At 41.9% G+C, this 15,526-nt stretch carries 15 protein-coding genes and 1 pseudogene; 3 read left to right on the top strand and 13 right to left on the bottom strand.

Features of this window, described 5'->3' with window-relative positions; translation table 11 throughout:
• Positions 1 to 34 precede the first annotated feature (34 nt).
• Both C4B60_RS16495 and C4B60_RS16500 read right to left on the bottom strand, forming a co-directional pair.
• Positions 35 to 593, bottom strand: a pseudogene (locus tag C4B60_RS16495) (histidine phosphatase family protein).
• An 11-nt stretch (positions 594 to 604) separates the two neighbouring features.
• Positions 605 to 979, bottom strand: coding sequence for a VOC family protein (locus C4B60_RS16500; RefSeq protein WP_104059128.1), 375 nt, complete (start codon positions 977 to 979; stop codon positions 605 to 607).
• Positions 980 to 1,094: 115 nt separating this feature from the next.
• Between C4B60_RS16500 and C4B60_RS16505 the strand changes: the two genes are divergently transcribed.
• Positions 1,095 to 1,463 carry a VOC family protein gene (locus C4B60_RS16505; RefSeq protein WP_425331174.1) on the top strand — a complete coding sequence of 123 codons (369 nt, stop codon included), beginning with the start codon at positions 1,095 to 1,097 and terminating at the stop codon, positions 1,461 to 1,463.
• A 63-nt stretch (positions 1,464 to 1,526) separates the two neighbouring features.
• On the opposite strand, the gene C4B60_RS16510 is transcribed toward C4B60_RS16505, so the two are convergent.
• Both C4B60_RS16510 and C4B60_RS16515 read right to left on the bottom strand, forming a co-directional pair.
• On the bottom strand, positions 1,527 to 2,294 hold the full coding sequence (locus tag C4B60_RS16510; RefSeq protein WP_104059130.1) for an HAAS domain-containing protein: 768 nt from the start codon (positions 2,292 to 2,294) through the stop codon (positions 1,527 to 1,529).
• Entirely contained in the window at positions 2,287 to 2,634 is a 348-nt protein-coding gene (locus tag C4B60_RS16515) for a PadR family transcriptional regulator (RefSeq protein ID WP_104059131.1), read from the bottom strand. The genes C4B60_RS16510 and C4B60_RS16515 overlap by 8 nt, the downstream gene beginning before the upstream one ends.
• 221 nt (positions 2,635 to 2,855) lie before the next feature.
• Here C4B60_RS16515 and C4B60_RS16520 point away from each other — a divergent pair, with 221 nt between their 5' ends.
• A complete protein-coding gene (locus C4B60_RS16520) occupies positions 2,856 to 5,285 on the top strand; it encodes an EAL domain-containing protein (protein WP_245154022.1) in 2,430 nt (809 codons plus the stop codon).
• 156 nt (positions 5,286 to 5,441) lie between these two features.
• Here C4B60_RS16520 and C4B60_RS16525 read toward each other — a convergent pair whose 3' ends face one another.
• From C4B60_RS16525 to C4B60_RS16545, 5 genes are all read right to left on the bottom strand, one after another.
• Positions 5,442 to 6,008: a class I SAM-dependent methyltransferase gene (locus tag C4B60_RS16525; protein WP_104059132.1), complete on the bottom strand. Its 567-nt coding sequence runs from the start codon at positions 6,006 to 6,008 to the stop codon at positions 5,442 to 5,444.
• A gap of 26 nt (positions 6,009 to 6,034) precedes the next feature.
• Entirely contained in the window at positions 6,035 to 6,946 is a 912-nt protein-coding gene (locus C4B60_RS16530) for an NAD(P)/FAD-dependent oxidoreductase (RefSeq protein ID WP_104059133.1), read from the bottom strand.
• 23 nt (positions 6,947 to 6,969) lie between these two features.
• A complete protein-coding gene (locus tag C4B60_RS16535; RefSeq protein ID WP_209020105.1) occupies positions 6,970 to 7,380 on the bottom strand; it encodes an RrF2 family transcriptional regulator in 411 nt (136 codons plus the stop codon).
• Between the two features lie 159 nt (positions 7,381 to 7,539).
• On the bottom strand, positions 7,540 to 8,433 hold the full coding sequence (locus C4B60_RS16540) for an AEC family transporter (protein ID WP_104059134.1): 894 nt from the start codon (positions 8,431 to 8,433) through the stop codon (positions 7,540 to 7,542).
• Between the two features lie 216 nt (positions 8,434 to 8,649).
• The gene (locus C4B60_RS16545; RefSeq protein WP_104059135.1) at positions 8,650 to 9,123 is read right to left on the bottom strand and encodes a peptide-methionine (S)-S-oxide reductase; all 474 of its coding nucleotides are present in this window, start codon (positions 9,121 to 9,123) and stop codon (positions 8,650 to 8,652) included.
• 358 nt (positions 9,124 to 9,481) lie between these two features.
• On the opposite strand from C4B60_RS16545, the gene C4B60_RS16550 reads away from it, so the two are divergent.
• Positions 9,482 to 11,149: a multicopper oxidase family protein gene (locus tag C4B60_RS16550; protein ID WP_104059136.1), complete on the top strand. Its 1,668-nt coding sequence runs from the start codon at positions 9,482 to 9,484 to the stop codon at positions 11,147 to 11,149.
• 480 nt (positions 11,150 to 11,629) lie between these two features.
• Here C4B60_RS16550 and C4B60_RS16555 read toward each other — a convergent pair whose 3' ends face one another.
• The 4 genes from C4B60_RS16555 to C4B60_RS16570 form a co-directional block, all read right to left on the bottom strand.
• Positions 11,630 to 12,463 (bottom strand): aldo/keto reductase, encoded by an 834-nt coding sequence (locus C4B60_RS16555; protein ID WP_104059137.1) that lies wholly within the window; start codon positions 12,461 to 12,463, stop codon positions 11,630 to 11,632.
• 30 nt (positions 12,464 to 12,493) lie between these two features.
• On the bottom strand, positions 12,494 to 13,342 hold the full coding sequence (locus C4B60_RS16560; RefSeq protein ID WP_104059138.1) for an NAD-dependent epimerase/dehydratase family protein: 849 nt from the start codon (positions 13,340 to 13,342) through the stop codon (positions 12,494 to 12,496).
• A gap of 190 nt (positions 13,343 to 13,532) precedes the next feature.
• The gene (locus tag C4B60_RS16565) at positions 13,533 to 14,798 is read right to left on the bottom strand and encodes an MFS transporter (protein ID WP_104059139.1); all 1,266 of its coding nucleotides are present in this window, start codon (positions 14,796 to 14,798) and stop codon (positions 13,533 to 13,535) included.
• A 32-nt stretch (positions 14,799 to 14,830) separates the two neighbouring features.
• Positions 14,831 to 15,463: an RNA polymerase sigma factor gene (locus C4B60_RS16570; protein WP_104059140.1), complete on the bottom strand. Its 633-nt coding sequence runs from the start codon at positions 15,461 to 15,463 to the stop codon at positions 14,831 to 14,833.
• Between the last annotated feature and the right edge of the window lie 63 nt (positions 15,464 to 15,526).

Raw genomic sequence — 15,526 nt, forward strand, 5'->3', positions numbered from 1 at the left:
AGAGTGTGAGAAACATTTGTCCCACACTCTTTTTTCAGTTGGGTTCCCATTTCCTTTCAACTCTTCTCAGCTCCCTCCCCTCCAGCGTCACCCTATAAATATCCGGCATCGCAAGCTCACGCCAAAAAGAAAAATCGTATTGCTTATCAAAATAATTCATCATCAGCACCATACTATTCCCGTGAGTTCCAATCACTACATTTTTACCTCTGTACCGTTCTGCCACATCGAATACAGCTTTGATCCCTCTTTTTTGGGCCTCGCGATTGGACTCTCCACCTTCCAAGGAAAAATCAGGGTCCTCCCACACTTTTGTTATGGCAAGCATAAAATCTTCAGCAGGTCCTGTCGTCAGGGTCCGCTCCCTAAAACCATCTATTAATTCAATCTCTTTTTTTATGTAATCCGCGATCCCCTGGACCGTTTGAACCGCTCGCTTATATGGGCTTGAAAGCACTGTATCAATATTTTCTTTTTTTTAATAACTCCGTGACCTTTTTAGCATCGCGAAAGCCTTGCTGCGATAATGGTCTTTCTAACTCATCCGGCGTATAAATAGAGTGGGCATGTCTTACAAAATAGAGATTTGTCACTTTGTCTCCTCTCACCAATGCACCTGCAGCTGATTCCCACTTGGGTCATAAAAGTGGAAGTAGGCATGGCCCTTATCTTCAGTTATGTCCCCCACCTTTACGCCCTTCTCCTGTAAGTGCTGATGGAATTCCTTTAAGGCAGGACTGGTAAAACCAAGGCTGAATGCTGGTTTATTATCCGTTGTAAAATGTGAAAATGTGTCATCCTCCGCAGGGACTAAAACCAGTAATAGAGACCCTTCATTAATTCTCATAATCGCAAACGGATCATCTGTCATCGACACTAGCTGAAGTCCTACCACCTCCTCGTACCATTGCGCAGACTGCTCTAAATTTCTTACGGGAATTCTGCAATAATGAAGCTGTTCAATAAATGATTTTTTCATACTAGATCTCCCCCTTAGTTAGCTGAATGTAAATTTCGATATTTTTCTATAAAAATCCTTTATTTATTTTCCTGGTGTATACTTAAACTGGAACTAACATGAAAGGGGAATGAAGATGGACATTCAACGGATTGGACAAATTGGGGTGCCGGTGAAGGATATTCATCGGGCAATAGCGTTTTACAAAGAAAAATTGGGACTGTCTCTTCTATTTAATACAGATACCATGGCATTTTTTGAATGTGAGGGGCTTCGTCTGATGCTGACACTTCCTGAAAAGGAGGAATTTGCTCATCCAAGCTCGGTCTTATATTTTCAGGTCAGTACGATTCAAGATACATATGAACGCTTAGCGGAAAACGGTGTTGCGTTTATCGGCAATCCGCATGTCGTGTCGAAAATGGGGAATACGGAAACATGGATGGTGTTTTTTAAGGATACTGAGGAGAACACCCATGCATTGATGAGTGAAGTAGAAGTATAGGAAAATAATAAAGGAGCCCTTCAGGTGGTGAACGGTCTCCTTCAATTGCTGAAATATTAGTTTTTATGCGGAAGCTGTTTCTTCTTTCTTCAATTTTTTAAACGTATAATACAAATATAGACCGATGACGATATAGGTTATGATCATCCCGATGATTAGACGGGCGGATACTTCTAATGAAGTTAATCTAAGCAGGAGCTCCGGGATGTGAAGGGCTGCTAGTATGACTGGAAGAATCGCCGTTTTCGCCCAAAATGAGAAGCCTATCAAAAATAACAGGACGATTCCGCCGGTAATGATACTTGCTGTTACACCTAATTGGATTCCTGGCAGTGTGTAAAACATATCCCAGAAAATCAGCGCGCCAAATAACGCGATATTTAAAAAGCTGGGAATCATAATCATCAAAAGCTCTTTCGTTTTCGACACCTGTCTGCTTGCGGTGTATTTAAAGACGCCGAACACCAGCAGGATAAAAATAATACTGATGACAACTGTTCCCCCAAGGAACACATAGCTAAAATTTAGTCTTAAATCGTCAACAAGCTGGGCAATCACTGAAAATGAAATTGCTCCGAAGATGATAAGAGGAATGTACTTAAGCCACGCTTTCGTATCAACCTTCATTTCTTTAGAAATCATCTCCATGTATTCCTTCGGTGATTCCCCAACGATTTGTTCAATCGGCTTCCCGTTTTTCTCTGCCTCTGCAAAATGAACTTCAAGTTCTTCTGCGATTTCGCCTATTTCCGCTTCATTTTTGCCGGATGAAAATAAATACAGTCTCAGGTCATCAAGAAATCTTCGGCTTTCCTTTGATAAATTATCCACTGCCTTCGCTCCCCTCATTTGTCTCCTGTCGGATTGCATTGTTTACACTTTTCTCAAGCCTCTTCCATCGTGCAAGAAACTCTTCAAGCTCTTTATGTCCTTTGTCAGTAAGAGAGTAATACTTTCGTTTTGGCCCTGCTGTCGATTCCTTTTTAACCGAAGTGACCAGCCCTTCCCGCTGCATTCTCATGAGAAGCGGATAAATCGTCCCCTCACTTACTTCACCGAATCCATAATCACTGAGCCGTTCAGTCATTTCATAGCCGTACACTTCTTTCCCACGGATAATCGCCAGGAGGCAGCCATCAAGTATTCCTTTCATCATTTGTGTTTGTGACATTAGCATCCCGCCAATTCATTATCTTGTATTACAAGGTATAAATTTATTATAGGTTTGAATAACTTGCAATGCAAGGTATATTTTCATTTTTTTACTATAATTTAAGATAAACAAATAAATATATGAATCATCTCTCAATTTATCCTAAAACAGTCCCGATTTTTGCCGAAAAAGATAGTAAATAGGTTTATATTAGTCAACAAAAAGGAGCCGCTGCACTCATGGAAGATATCTCAACTTCGTATCACCTGCCGCTTGTGCTGTTATCGATCATGATTGCTATTATCGCATCACACGCAGCACTCGACCTCGGAGCGCAAGTCCGTAAAGCTGGATCATCAGCAAAATTGGCATGGGGAGGAGCAGGCGCTCTCGCAATGGGGGCCGGTATTTGGGCGATGCATTTTGTTGCCATGCTCGCCATTCATCTGAACATCCCTGTTCAATATGATGTTCATTTAGTTCTTCTATCCATCCTGCCTGCTGTTATTTCCTCGGGCATCGCATTATATATAATCAGCAGACAGAAGCTTGAGAAGCTGCATGTCTTCCTGGGAGCCTTCTTCATGGCTTTGGGTATTGCATTCATGCATTATATCGGAATGGAAGCGATGATAATGGATGCTGAAATCGTCTACAATCCTTATCTCTTTGTGCTGTCCATATTAGTCGCATTCTTTGCAGCTGTAGCAGCTATTTATCTTATCTCTTTTATTAGTAAAAATTATCAAAAGAAAAAAATTCTCTGGAGAAAAATGATTAGCTCGCTTATCATGGGTGCTGCCATTTCGGGCATGCACTATACAGGAATGACTGCAGCAAGCTATGAAATTCACCAGCACACTAATATGGCAGGATTAGACCCAGTTAATAAAACCTACTTAGCCTATGGCATAGGGATAATCGTCCTTATCTTACTCGGCATTGTTTCTTTAAGTATTATGATTGACCGGCGCTTTGAAAACCAATCAGTTATTTCTCAAAGAAGATTCTATTCTGTTATTGAATCCGCCAGTGACGCCATCATGTTATACGATGGACACGGGACCATTCTTTCCTGGAACAAAGGAGCAGAAGAGATCTTTGGCTTTGAGAAAAATGAAATGGTCGGGGAAAATGTGAAAAAAATTATCCCAAAAAGATACCACAAGGCACAGGAGCTGACGATGGAGGAATTTGCTTCTACCGGCGACATAGAGGTTATGGGGCAAATTGTCGAAATGGAAGCAATGAATAATGACGGCATCGAATTTCCAATTGAAATATCCGTAGCTGCCTGGAAGGAAGAGGACCAGATTTTCTTTAGCAGCATCATCCGTGATATCACGGAAAGAAAAAGAAACGAAAATAAAATGAATCAAATGGTCTACCTGGACCCGCTAACCGGACTGCCTAACCGCTTCCTGTTAAAGGACCGGCTGATGCTGGCAATTAATCAGGCAAAGCGCAATCACCATGCATTAAGCATCCTCTTCATTGATTTAGATCGTTTTAAATACATAAATGATACGCTTGGCCATGCAGTTGGGGACAAGCTTTTAATTCAGGTCGCCAAGCTTCTTCAATCCCTCTTAGGCAAGCATGATACGGTTTCAAGGCAGGGAGGCGATGAGTTTATCGTACTGCTTCCGCAAACAACAGACGTTAAAGTAACAAAACGGGCAAAAGCCATTGTTGATGCGCTTAACCATCCGCTGATTGTAGATGATCAGGAATTATATATTACTCCTTCCATCGGTATTGCCATGTACCCTGCAGATGGACAGGATAGTGAGACGCTGATTAAAAATGCAGACACAGCCATGTATCAGGTAAAGGAACTGGGGAAAAACAACTTTCAGTTTTATACACCGGAAATGAACGAAGCTGTCACCAGAAAAATGAAGCTTGAGATCGGGCTGCGTAAAGCATTGGAGCGGGAAGAGTTCACAGTTGCCTATCAGCCGCAAATAAACGTCATTTCCAATGAAATCATTGGCAGTGAAGCTCTTCTTCGCTGGAATCATCCGGAATGGGGACTTATATCTCCTTCTGAATTTATCCCAATCGCAGAAGAAACTGGCTTAATCCTTCCTATTGGAGAGTGGATTCTTAAAGAAGCGTGCTTACAAAATAAAGAATGGCAAAAGCAAGGGTTTGAGGACATGCGGATCGCTGTAAATATCTCCTCCCGCCAGTTTAAACAAAGCGACCTGATTGATCGGGTGAAAAAGATTCTGAAGGAAACAGGTCTTGCCCCACACCATCTAGAACTCGAGCTGACAGAAAGCATTATACAGGATTCAAAGCACGCAGTTGAAAAAATGCAGCAGCTAAAAGATATGGGAATTCACCTATCCATCGATGATTTTGGAACAGGCTATTCCTCCTTAAATTATTTAAAGACATTTCCTATACATACGCTAAAAATCGACCGAAGCTTCACACGTAATATCTTTACCGATTCAAAGGATGCTTCACTCGTTGAAACCATTATTACAATGGCCCATAACCTTAATTTAAAAGTAATTGCTGAAGGAGTCGAGACCATCGAACAGCTTCAATTCCTGCAGCAAAAGCAGTGCAATGAAGCGCAGGGGTATTATTTCAGCCATCCGATTTCTGCTGAGCTGATGAGCGGGGTTTTGGGCGGCAGGGCTGAGGGGGCCTGAATTCTTAAGGGTATGAATGGTGAGCAGCAATTGAAAAAACTGTGAGACGATAGGCAAATGAGTAACGTAAAAAAGAATGCAAAGGCCGCAGCCTTGCATTCTTCCTTTACGTACTTTAAAGACCTTTAATATCTCTAATTGATTAAAGGAAAGATCTTACTCAGCCTTTTGAGTAACCAGTAAATATAAGGCCTCTGACGGGAAAATGATTTCTTTTACATGAAATCCCGCTTCTTTCATTGCAAGCTTCATTCCCTCTGAAGTAATCCTTGGTGCTTTTCCAGAACTCCCTTTTGGTTCAAGCTCAAGGCAGATGAGATAGCCGTCTTTCTTCAGAACTTTTTTTAGCTGCTGTAAAAGTGGTGCCAGCGGCTGAATTTCGTGTAAGACAAGAGAAGCAATGACAACATCAATAGAGCTCTCTGATACAGGAAGTGCTTCAATACTGCCCTCGACCGGCACAATATTCTCAAGCTGTTCCTTCCGTGACTTTTCAATGATGATACCAAGCATTGAAGCATCGATATCCATTGCATATACATTCCCCTTCACCCTTTTTGCCGCAGGGATCGTAAAATAACCTGTTCCGGCTCCAAAGTCCAAAACATTGTCTGACTCCCTTAACCGGATTAGGTCGAGCAGCTGCTCGGGGGAAAATTCCTTTTTACGTTCCGGGCTTTCTAAATAAGATACTTTTCCTTTATGGGCATTTCCATGAGGCATTCTTATTCTCCTTTCTAAACTGTTACTTAGGCTTGCAGGTTAAACTTCTCTTCAATGAGTTCTGCATTTACAGCGATTGCGGCCATACTTCCTTCACTTGCGGCTAATATGAGCTGAGAAGGACCGGCAATTCTGGTGTCTCCACATGCAAACACCCCAGACGATTTCGTACGCTGCCAGCTGTCAGTCTCGATTCCTCCCTGGTCATTTACTTGATACCCGAGCTCAGATTGAAACGAGGCTGACTGCTCCCAATCTGAAGCGATAAAACCCCCTTCACAAAGCACTTCCGTTCCATCCTCCAGCTGAATCTTCTCAAGCATTCCCTCATCACCAATTAATGAAATGATTTTCTTTTCATTTATAATGATTCCTTTACTGTGTAATAATTCTTTTTCATCCTGTGAAATCACCTGACTGCCATTTGTAAATACAAGTAAATCACTCGTCCAGTTGGACACCAACTTTGCCATATGCACTGCCTTCTGACCATCTGCAATCACGGCAAGTGCGCGGTCCCTCAATTCCCACCCATCGCAGAAGGGACAGCCGAATAAACTTTTACCATAAAACTCTTTTACACGGGGGATAGCAGGAAGGGTTTCCTTAAAGCCGGTCGCAAGAATTACTTTTTTTGCGTAAAACAAACTTCCATCTTCTGCTTCCACCTTAAATTGTCCATTCTCTTTAACGATTCGTTGAACCCGCTGTTTTTCTATGCTCACATCAGGGTACCTTCTTATTTCCTCCTGACCGATCCTTTTAAATTCCTGCGGGTCTATCCCATCCCTGGTGATAAACCCGTGAGATTCTGACGTTACTGCGTTTCTCGGTTTGTTATCATCGAACAAAACCGTTTTACGTCTTGACCTGCCAAGCACCAAAGCTGCATTCAGTCCAGCCGGTCCACCGCCAATGACAGCACAATCCAATAACATATGCTTCACTCCTTTAAATAAAGTTATTTTCCCTTAAATTGTCTTGCTTCCGCTTCTCTGGCAATGTCAATCAAAAGCTTGGACTTCAGTTCTGTTTTCATATTCTCTTCCGCTTCTCTCATGACATTTTCGATTAGACAGCCTTCATGGTGAAGCGTGCAATCAAATAAACTTGTATCACCCTCAATCGCGTTGATCACATCGAGAAAAGATATCTCATGCTTTGTTCTTGAAATCTTATACCCCCCCTTTGCTCCAGGTGTAGACTCAATAAGACCACCCTTTGCAAGCTTGGTTAAAATCTTAGAAAGATACGTCGGAGAAAGACGCTGCATATCGGCCAGCTCCTGAACCCCTACCAGCTTCTCTCCCTCCTGGATTGTTAAATAAACCATTGTATGCAGGGCATAGTTTGTTGCATTTGAATATTTCATTATTGACCTCCTGTTAATAAACGACATTAAAGACTCTTAATGTCTGTAATTAAAATAAAGAATATCATCAGGAGGTAGGAAAGTCAATTATCCGGAATTGTTAAATCCGTACCAGGAACGCATGCTGCTGTTTCCCTGATACGGATTTTTCATGTATATTTACAAAACCCACAACAACCCGGTAATAGTTACAATACTTAAAAGTGTCGTAATCAACGTGATACTTGAGACAAGCTCAGGTTCACTATCATATTGCACAGCATAGATAACTGTATTTGCAGCTGATGGCATGGCTGCGATCAGGATTAAGATTTTTTCGATCAATGGGTCCACTTGAATAAAATAGAGAATGATAAAGGCAAGTAAAGGAGATAAAAATAATCGTGTAATAATAGCAAAGGAAAGAAGTTCAATTGAAAAGTTTTTCAGACTGATATTCGCCAGCTGCATCCCTAAAATTAACATAACCAATGGAATCGTTGCAGGCGCAAGTAAATCAACCATCAGCATCAGATTAGTTGGCATTTGCAGATTAAATGAATTCATAAAAATGGCTAACAGTGCAGCATATGTAGGAGGCATTTCAAGTAACGCTTTTAACGCAACCTTTATTCCCCCAGAACCTCTTGCAGCGTAATAGAGTCCAAAAGAATTCATCATAATTAAATGAATAACGAGTAACGAAACCGCATAGTCAAAAGCCACCTCACCGTAAGCAAACAAGACGATAGGTGCGCCGTAATTACCGGAATTCATAAACGCTGTTGAAAGAATCAGTCCACTTTCTGTAGAGCTCTTTGCATTTCTTATCTTTGTATAAATTTTCGTGATGATAATCATGAGGATCATTAAAAGTAACGAAAATACAACGAGTGTCAGGTAATCATTATTTAAATCGGCACTATACACATTTTGAAAGATTAACATGGGGGTGAAAATATAAATTGCCACTGTAGATAGCGGCTTAATATCTAAGCTCTTCCACTTTTGAAGTCCATAGCCTAACACCAGAATGATCAGCACTGGCAGCATAACCTGTATAAAAATACTCATTCCCTCATCCTCTCTCTTAATTTATTGTCCTTTCATTAACCACCACAAACTAAACCCTTATACCAATGGTGATTAACAGCTTGAGACGAGAGAATTCCACTCCTGCCAATCTTTTAGCTTCATAATTAAGCAGTATACTTTATTCGGGAGTCAAAAGAAAAGAATCGTTACAATTTCTATAACGATTCTTTTCTAAATATTATTTCTAAATAACTATTACGATTTATACTTCTTTAACAGTTTATCAGGAATATGACAATAATCATCCGGACATCTTTCTAACCGGTCCTGATGCTCCTCAGCACTTCGCACATAGTTTGCAAGAGGCAGGACTTCAACCACGATTCGGTCCGCATCGTCTCTTTTACTAATAAAATCTTTCGCTTCTTTTAGATGCTGCGGTTCTTCACTATACACACCCGTTCTGTATTTCTCTCCAACATCCTCCCCCTGCTGATTTAAGCTGTAAGGGTCAATGATTTCAAAGAAATAACTCATTAGGTTTTCCACTGTTACTGCATCTGGATCAAATTCTGTTTTGACACATTCCGCATATCCATCATACGGAGCATCAAGCGTCCTTCCTGATCCATTCGCTCTTCCGGCTTCTTTAGCAGTAACGCCTGGCAGTGTTTTAATAAAGGCCTGCACGCCCCAAAGACATCCTCCTGCGAAATAGATGGTTTCCATTTTTTTCACCTCTTTATATTGAAAGGAGGTAGATGTTGTCTTCCTCCTTAACGATCATCCACTCTAAACAATCATAACCTTTTAAATGATACTTGATTTTTCTTTTTACTTACCTAGATTACTCTCTCTCGAAAATTGACGCAGGTATCGGACAACCAACCATTTTTCTATAAATCCACACTTTAATCAGTTCTTTTTTCTGTACAGAAAATATCATAATCATAATAGGAATCATATGCGTTCATAGCTGATCAGAAGAAATAATGTTTACAACTCCTTGCCCTTATAAGCTCGCAAGGCTTTAGGAAAATCGATTCCTACTTAGATTACTAAATCTTAATAAAAAGGAGAGTTATATTTGGAAAATAGAGTGAACCCCTCTGATCCTGACAATATACCGAAGTTTGTCGACGAACTCGAAAAGCCATCTGTGGCAAGGCCGACATGCCATCGATCCTATCCCAAAAATTCCTATTATGAGCTGGAACTAAAACAAGCGATGCATCGTTTTCATAAGGACTTCCCCCTCACGAAGATTTGGGGGTATGACGGGCTGATTCCAGGGCCGACAATCGAGGCGAGAAAAGACAAATCTACCTATGTAAAATTTATTAACAGACTTCCATCCAAACATTTTCTGCCTGTTGACCGCACCCTTCATACAGCAAGCGATTCACCAGAGGTCCGCACGGTCACCCATCTTCATGGTGCGAATGTTTTTTGGGAAAGTGACGGTCATCCTGAATCCTGGTATACGAGAGGGTTTAAATATACAGGACCTAAATTCAGGAGAAAGGTTCATGAATATACGAATCACCAGCCTGCCGCTACCCTATGGTATCATGACCATGCCATGGCTTTAACACGATTAAATGTTTATGCAGGACTTGCCGGCTATTATCTTCTTCGGGATCATCTTGAAGATCGGTTAAATTTGCCTAAGGGAGACTATGAAATCCCTATGATAATTCAGGACCGATCATTTAATGAGGACGGTTCACTATTTTACCCTTCCGGCCCTCAACCGCCATTCCCGCCTGTTCCTGTAAACCCTTCCATCACCGTCGGCCACCTTGGCAATACGATTACGGTGAACGGGAAAGTATGGCCCTATTTAAATGTAGAACCACGAAAATACAGGTTCCGTATGCTGAATGCTTCAAATAGAAGAGGATACGTTTTAAGGCTGTCAAACAGTCAGCAACTGATTCAAATAGGGACAGACGGCGGATTTTTATCAAACTCGAATCCAATTGACAGTGTTGAGCTATTGCCGGCAGAAAGAACCGATCTCATTATTGACTTCACAAACCTTCAGGGACAGACCATTACGTTAATGAACGACGACACCGAATTTCCTGGTGAACATACCAGCGTTGTAATGGAGTTCCGGGTATCCCTTCCACTTAAAGGAGATGATACTAGCTCCATTCCGGAAGAGTTGGCGCCTCTCATGGATCTTCATACCCATCACGCTCATATAAAAAGGGATTTACCATTAACAACTACAAATGATCAGTACGGCAGGCTGATGCTTATGCTGAATGACAGGATGTATCATGACCCGGCAACAGAAAAACCATCTTTGGATTCCATCGAGATTTGGAATTTTATTAATACCACACCAATCCCACACCCGATTCACATTCATTTAATTCAGGGCAAAATAATTGGCCGAAGACCGTTTGATGTCGATAAGTATCTGAATGAAGGAGTACTTGAAATGGGACCGCTTGAGCTTCCCCGGGATTATGAAACCGGCTGGAAGGATGTATTCAAGGCAGACGTGGGTTACGTAACATCTGTCATCATGCACTGGAAAGACTTTGTTGGCAATTACATTTGGCACTGCCACTTCCTGGAACATGAGGATCATGATATGATGAGGCCAATCACTGTTATAAAAGACGCCCATCCGGTTCAGGTTCTTCATGCTGACGAAGATGATCATCACGAGGAACCCCCTGGGACAAATAATCCTCCAGCAGATACACCACCATCTGAGGAAGGTGAAACCCACTCCTAAATCCAACGAATTTTCGATTAGTGGGGTATTCTGCCCCCCACTGATTGTTCATCCCGTTTACTTTATCCCCGTCTAAGATAATAAGGCGGGGATCTTTTTCCTGTGAACCCGGAAAAAGACCACAATTCAGTGTTACATAAATAGCAGCAAGGATAAAACTCCCCCAGCCATTAAAAATGCTTCGGAGCTTGAGCCTGCAACGATCATTCCTGAAAATGCTCCGACAGACGCTATCGTATATAGGGCGCTATCACTAAATCTCTTATTGTTTAATTTATTGAAGATGAAACTCTAACCAAAAAAGAAATATATCAATCAAATCCTGCCAATGGTGGACCTGGCCAAATCAAAGGGCAAACGGTGCATTTTACATGTAGACTTAATCATCCGACAAAATTATCATTAGTATTATACGATTCCTTTATTTTCTTAACTTTTTCATAAAAAAGAGCCCTTTACTGGACTCTTCTTACATAAGCCTTACACCCGATCAAACTCATCCGGATCAGCAAACTGACGCTCATCCTGGTTTAAGGCATTGATGCTGTCCAGTTCTTCCTGCGTAAGCTCAAAGTCAAATACATCAGCGTTTTGAGCGATCCGTTCAGGGTTAACAGACTTTGGAATGGTAACAACACCCGTTTGGATATCCCAGCGGATAATGACCTGGGCAGTTGATTTATTGTGTTTCTCAGCAATTTCGACTAACGTCGGATGGTCAAGCAGCCCTCCCTGCATTAACGGGGACCAGGCTTCAAGCTGGATGTTGTGCTGTTTACAAAAATCATGCAATTCACGCTGATTAAATTGCGGGTGATATTCTACCTGATTAACCATCGGTACGATTTCTCCGTTTGAAATAATCTCTTCCAAATGATGCGGTTTAAAATTGCTGACGCCAATGGCACGAACGCGGCCATCCTTATACAGCTTTTCAAGCGCTCTCCATGTTTCAACGTATTTCCCCTGAGAAGGAAGAGGCCAGTGAATCAAATAAAGATCCAAATAGTCCAGCCCAAGCTTGTCCATACTCTCATCGAAAGCAGCAAGCGTTTTTTCATAGCCGTGATTTGAGTTCCATACCTTTGTTGTAATAAATAATTCTTCCCGTGGAACAGTAGATTCAGCAATCGCCTGGCCGACGCCTGCTTCATTTCCATAAATAGCAGCCGTATCAATGCTTCTGTAGCCGGTCTCTAATGCAGCCTTTACGGAATTGACCACTTCTTCCCCGTCTTTTACTTTAAATACACCAAAGCCAAGCCATGGCATCTTAACACCATTATGTAAGGTCGTTGTCTCTTGTAAACTCATTTTTTATCTCTCCTTTTTGTAAATAGTCGATTATACAGTTACGTAGTTTCTCCATTTATGAACAGGGGTCCAATTTAAAAGGTTTTTTGCCTTTTCATTGTTTAGAAGGGGCTCAAAGCCGTTTAACTCTTTTCTAAAATCCTTTACCTCAGGAAAGCATTCTTCCATCAGCTGCCTGCTTTCAATATCCATACTCGTTTCATCCGCTCCGATATTAAGCGCAACAGAACCAAGTCCGTCTGTGGCAACGGCCAGCCGGTAAGCAGTTGCTGCATCCCGTGTATCAATATAGCTCCACAAAATCGTTTTCCGCTGCTCAGGATCATGGATGAACCCAGGAAAATTGTTATACATTTCAGGCGAGATGACATTGCCTAAACGGAAGGAAACGACCTGCATGCCCGTTCTGCGGTGAATCATTTCAGCGGTGTTCTCATTCACAATCTTCGACAACCCGTAGCTTTCCTCCGGTAATTGCGGATGCTCCTCATCAATTGGTACATATTGAGGAGGTAAGTTCTGCTTCGAAAAACAGATCCCGTAGGAGGATTCACTGGAAGAAATAACAGCTTTTTTAATCCCTAACGTGCCTGCCGCCTCTAACACGTTATACGTAGACATGACGTTATTTTGGAAAGTTACCTCATTTGGATGGGAATAAGCCACCGGAATCGCTGCAAGATGAATGACGGCATCAGCTCCAGCCAATATGCCATAAACTTCTCCTAAATTCGTTAAGTCGGTAATGACGGTCCTGCAAAGTGCTTCCTTTGGATGCTTAACATCTGCATTTACGACCTCATACCCATGCGCTAAAAATTCCTCTATTACAGCTGAACCAAGTAAGCCGCTTCCACCTGTTATCACTGCCTTTTTCATTTCCAACCCTCCCTATCTTAAAACTGCTTAGAATGGTAATGTTCTCTTTGTTTATTAGACAAACTAAGTATATGTTAATAATTTGTAATTTTCAAGTAATTAATGTTCTGGCATTTCCTAAAGAAATTCTCCTCTACCTTTATATTTAAAAGCAAGGAGAATCTTTTATAGAAAAGCTGGTATAAATACATTAATGATTCTTTTTACTCCCAACCGACCAAACAACCACCGGAATAAGAATTAGGGATAAAACGCCGCCAGCTAGTGATAACGTTTCAAAACTTGAACCCGCTACAACCATTCCGGATAACGCTCCGCCTGAAGCTCCTGCCAGGGCGATTAACACATCCAGCGACCCTTGGGTTTTCGCGCGTGTGGAAATACCTGTTGAATCAACGATAAGCGCAGTGCCGCTTATTAAACCGAAATTCCACCCCAATCCGAGAAGGGAAAGAGCCAGTACGAGAAAAAACATGGAGTCTCCCGGTGCCATCGCAGCTGTTAAACCGGCAAGAAGCAATGTAATGCCGGAAGCCACAGCCATGAACGTCCTCCCAAGCTTATCAACCAGAACGCCTGTAATGAGGGAAGGAAGATACATCGCACCAATATGAAAGCCGATCACAAGACCCACAGCATCTAATCCATGTCCGTGATGCCTCATATGGACCGGTGTCATCGTCATAATCGCTACCATCACAATTTGAGTAAGAACCATGATCGTCGCACCAAGAATAATGCCTTTTTTATTATCCTGATGGACAGTTGTTTCTAAAAATCCATCGTCTCCAGACTTTTGATTTATTGCTTCAATTTTTCTAGCAATCACAAATGGATCCGGGCGAAGCAGGATAAATAGAACAGCCCCTGCCATGATATAAGCAGCTGAAGCTAAGAGGAAGGGTCCTGCAAGTGAAGGAATTCCAATGGAAAGAGCAAAATCCCCCATCACTCCCACTAAATTTGGACCAGCAACCGCACCAAGTGTAGTAGCTACCAGCGCGATACTGACAGAAGTCGCCCGCTGCTTACTCGTTGCCAGGTCGGTTCCTGCGTAACGGGCCTGGAGATTAGAAGCCGTACCTGCACCATAGATAAAAAGAGCGGCAAATAACAAAAAGACATTTCCTAAGACAGCAGCCAGTACAACACCTGCCGCTCCGAGGCCGCCTGTCAAAAAACCTGCTGCTAATCCGGTTCGTCTTCCAAAACGGTTGGAAAGCCTCCCAACCGCTAATGCTGCTCCCGCTGAGCCTAACGTAAACAAAGCAGTAGGCAAGCCTGCGAATGCGTTTGTTCCAAGCATCTGTTCTGCAAGCAAAGCGCCAACCGTAACACCTGCAGCCAGCCCTGCCCCGCCAAACATTTGCGAAATAACCACAATAAGTAAGGTTCGTTTATATAATTCTTTTATTTTTTCCGGATGATCTATGTATACCTGCGCTGCATTCGACATCGTAAAGCACCTGCTTCCCTACCTTGAAATGACTATGAGACAATTTCTAAAATGTTCCCATCCGGATCGATCACGTGGAATACGGATTCAGAATTGCTTCTTTTTACGTTAAAATTCTGTGCCTCTAAAAGCCGATAATAATAAAATATCAGCATCGCATTTGAGTCCTGTATAGCTTTTAATAGTGCCGGTATAATCTCGTGAGTTGGCGGTGGTTTTTCTATACCTGATTCTTGTGCGAGTTTTAGTTTTTTCCTTGAGCGATGCAGGGCTGTTTTGACCGATTCATTACTCACTCGCAGCACTTTTGAGGAATAACCAAATACATCCTTTAAGGTAATGAGCATCGACTGCTTCAAAGGCAGGTTCACAAGGAGGAGTTCGATTAAACCGGCGTATTCGATAGAACCATATTCTTTCCCGTACAGTTCTTCGTTATAAGGAACACTTTCTTGATACTTCCTTTTTTCATCGATAAAGTGGTTTTTAGCCACTGTACATAGATAGGAAAATGAAAACTCTTTACCCGGATCTGACCTCTTCATGCGATAAACCTTCAGCATCGCTTCCTGTACTAAGTCCTCGGCAGCCCAGGGAGAACCTGTAAGCGTTAAGCAATACCTATAAAGCTTCTTCATCGCATGCTCTACATCTTCAAAAACCATCTTTTCTCCCCTTTCGTTTAATTTTGTATGTAAGTGTAACTTTTAATCTATTATATTCGTTAT

The sequence above is a fragment of the Jeotgalibacillus proteolyticus genome (assembly GCF_002926065.1).
Taxonomy (GTDB): Bacteria; Bacillota; Bacilli; order Bacillales; family Jeotgalibacillaceae; genus Jeotgalibacillus; species Jeotgalibacillus proteolyticus.

Excerpts from the sequence above, each read along its gene's own strand:
- C4B60_RS16500 (WP_104059128.1), bottom strand. The coding sequence starts at position 979 with ATGAAAAAATCATTTATTGAACAGCTTCATTATTGCAGAATTCCCGTA.
- C4B60_RS16505 (WP_425331174.1), top strand. The coding sequence starts at position 1,095 with ATGGACATTCAACGGATTGGACAAATTGGGGTGCCGGTGAAGGATATT.
- C4B60_RS16570 (WP_104059140.1), bottom strand. The coding sequence starts at position 15,463 with ATGGTTTTTGAAGATGTAGAGCATGCGATGAAGAAGCTTTATAGGTAT.
- C4B60_RS16560 (WP_104059138.1), bottom strand. The coding sequence starts at position 13,342 with ATGAAAAAGGCAGTGATAACAGGTGGAAGCGGCTTACTTGGTTCAGCT.
- C4B60_RS16535 (WP_209020105.1), bottom strand. The coding sequence starts at position 7,380 with ATGAAATATTCAAATGCAACAAACTATGCCCTGCATACAATGGTTTAT.
- C4B60_RS16520 (WP_245154022.1), top strand. The coding sequence starts at position 2,856 with ATGGAAGATATCTCAACTTCGTATCACCTGCCGCTTGTGCTGTTATCG.
- C4B60_RS16515 (WP_104059131.1), bottom strand. The coding sequence starts at position 2,634 with ATGTCACAAACACAAATGATGAAAGGAATACTTGATGGCTGCCTCCTG.
- C4B60_RS16565 (WP_104059139.1), bottom strand. The coding sequence starts at position 14,798 with ATGTCGAATGCAGCGCAGGTATACATAGATCATCCGGAAAAAATAAAA.
- C4B60_RS16530 (WP_104059133.1), bottom strand. The coding sequence starts at position 6,946 with ATGTTATTGGATTGTGCTGTCATTGGCGGTGGACCGGCTGGACTGAAT.
- C4B60_RS16555 (WP_104059137.1), bottom strand. The coding sequence starts at position 12,463 with ATGAGTTTACAAGAGACAACGACCTTACATAATGGTGTTAAGATGCCA.
- C4B60_RS16545 (WP_104059135.1), bottom strand. The coding sequence starts at position 9,123 with ATGGAAACCATCTATTTCGCAGGAGGATGTCTTTGGGGCGTGCAGGCC.
- C4B60_RS16540 (WP_104059134.1), bottom strand. The coding sequence starts at position 8,433 with ATGAGTATTTTTATACAGGTTATGCTGCCAGTGCTGATCATTCTGGTG.
- C4B60_RS16525 (WP_104059132.1), bottom strand. The coding sequence starts at position 6,008 with ATGCCTCATGGAAATGCCCATAAAGGAAAAGTATCTTATTTAGAAAGC.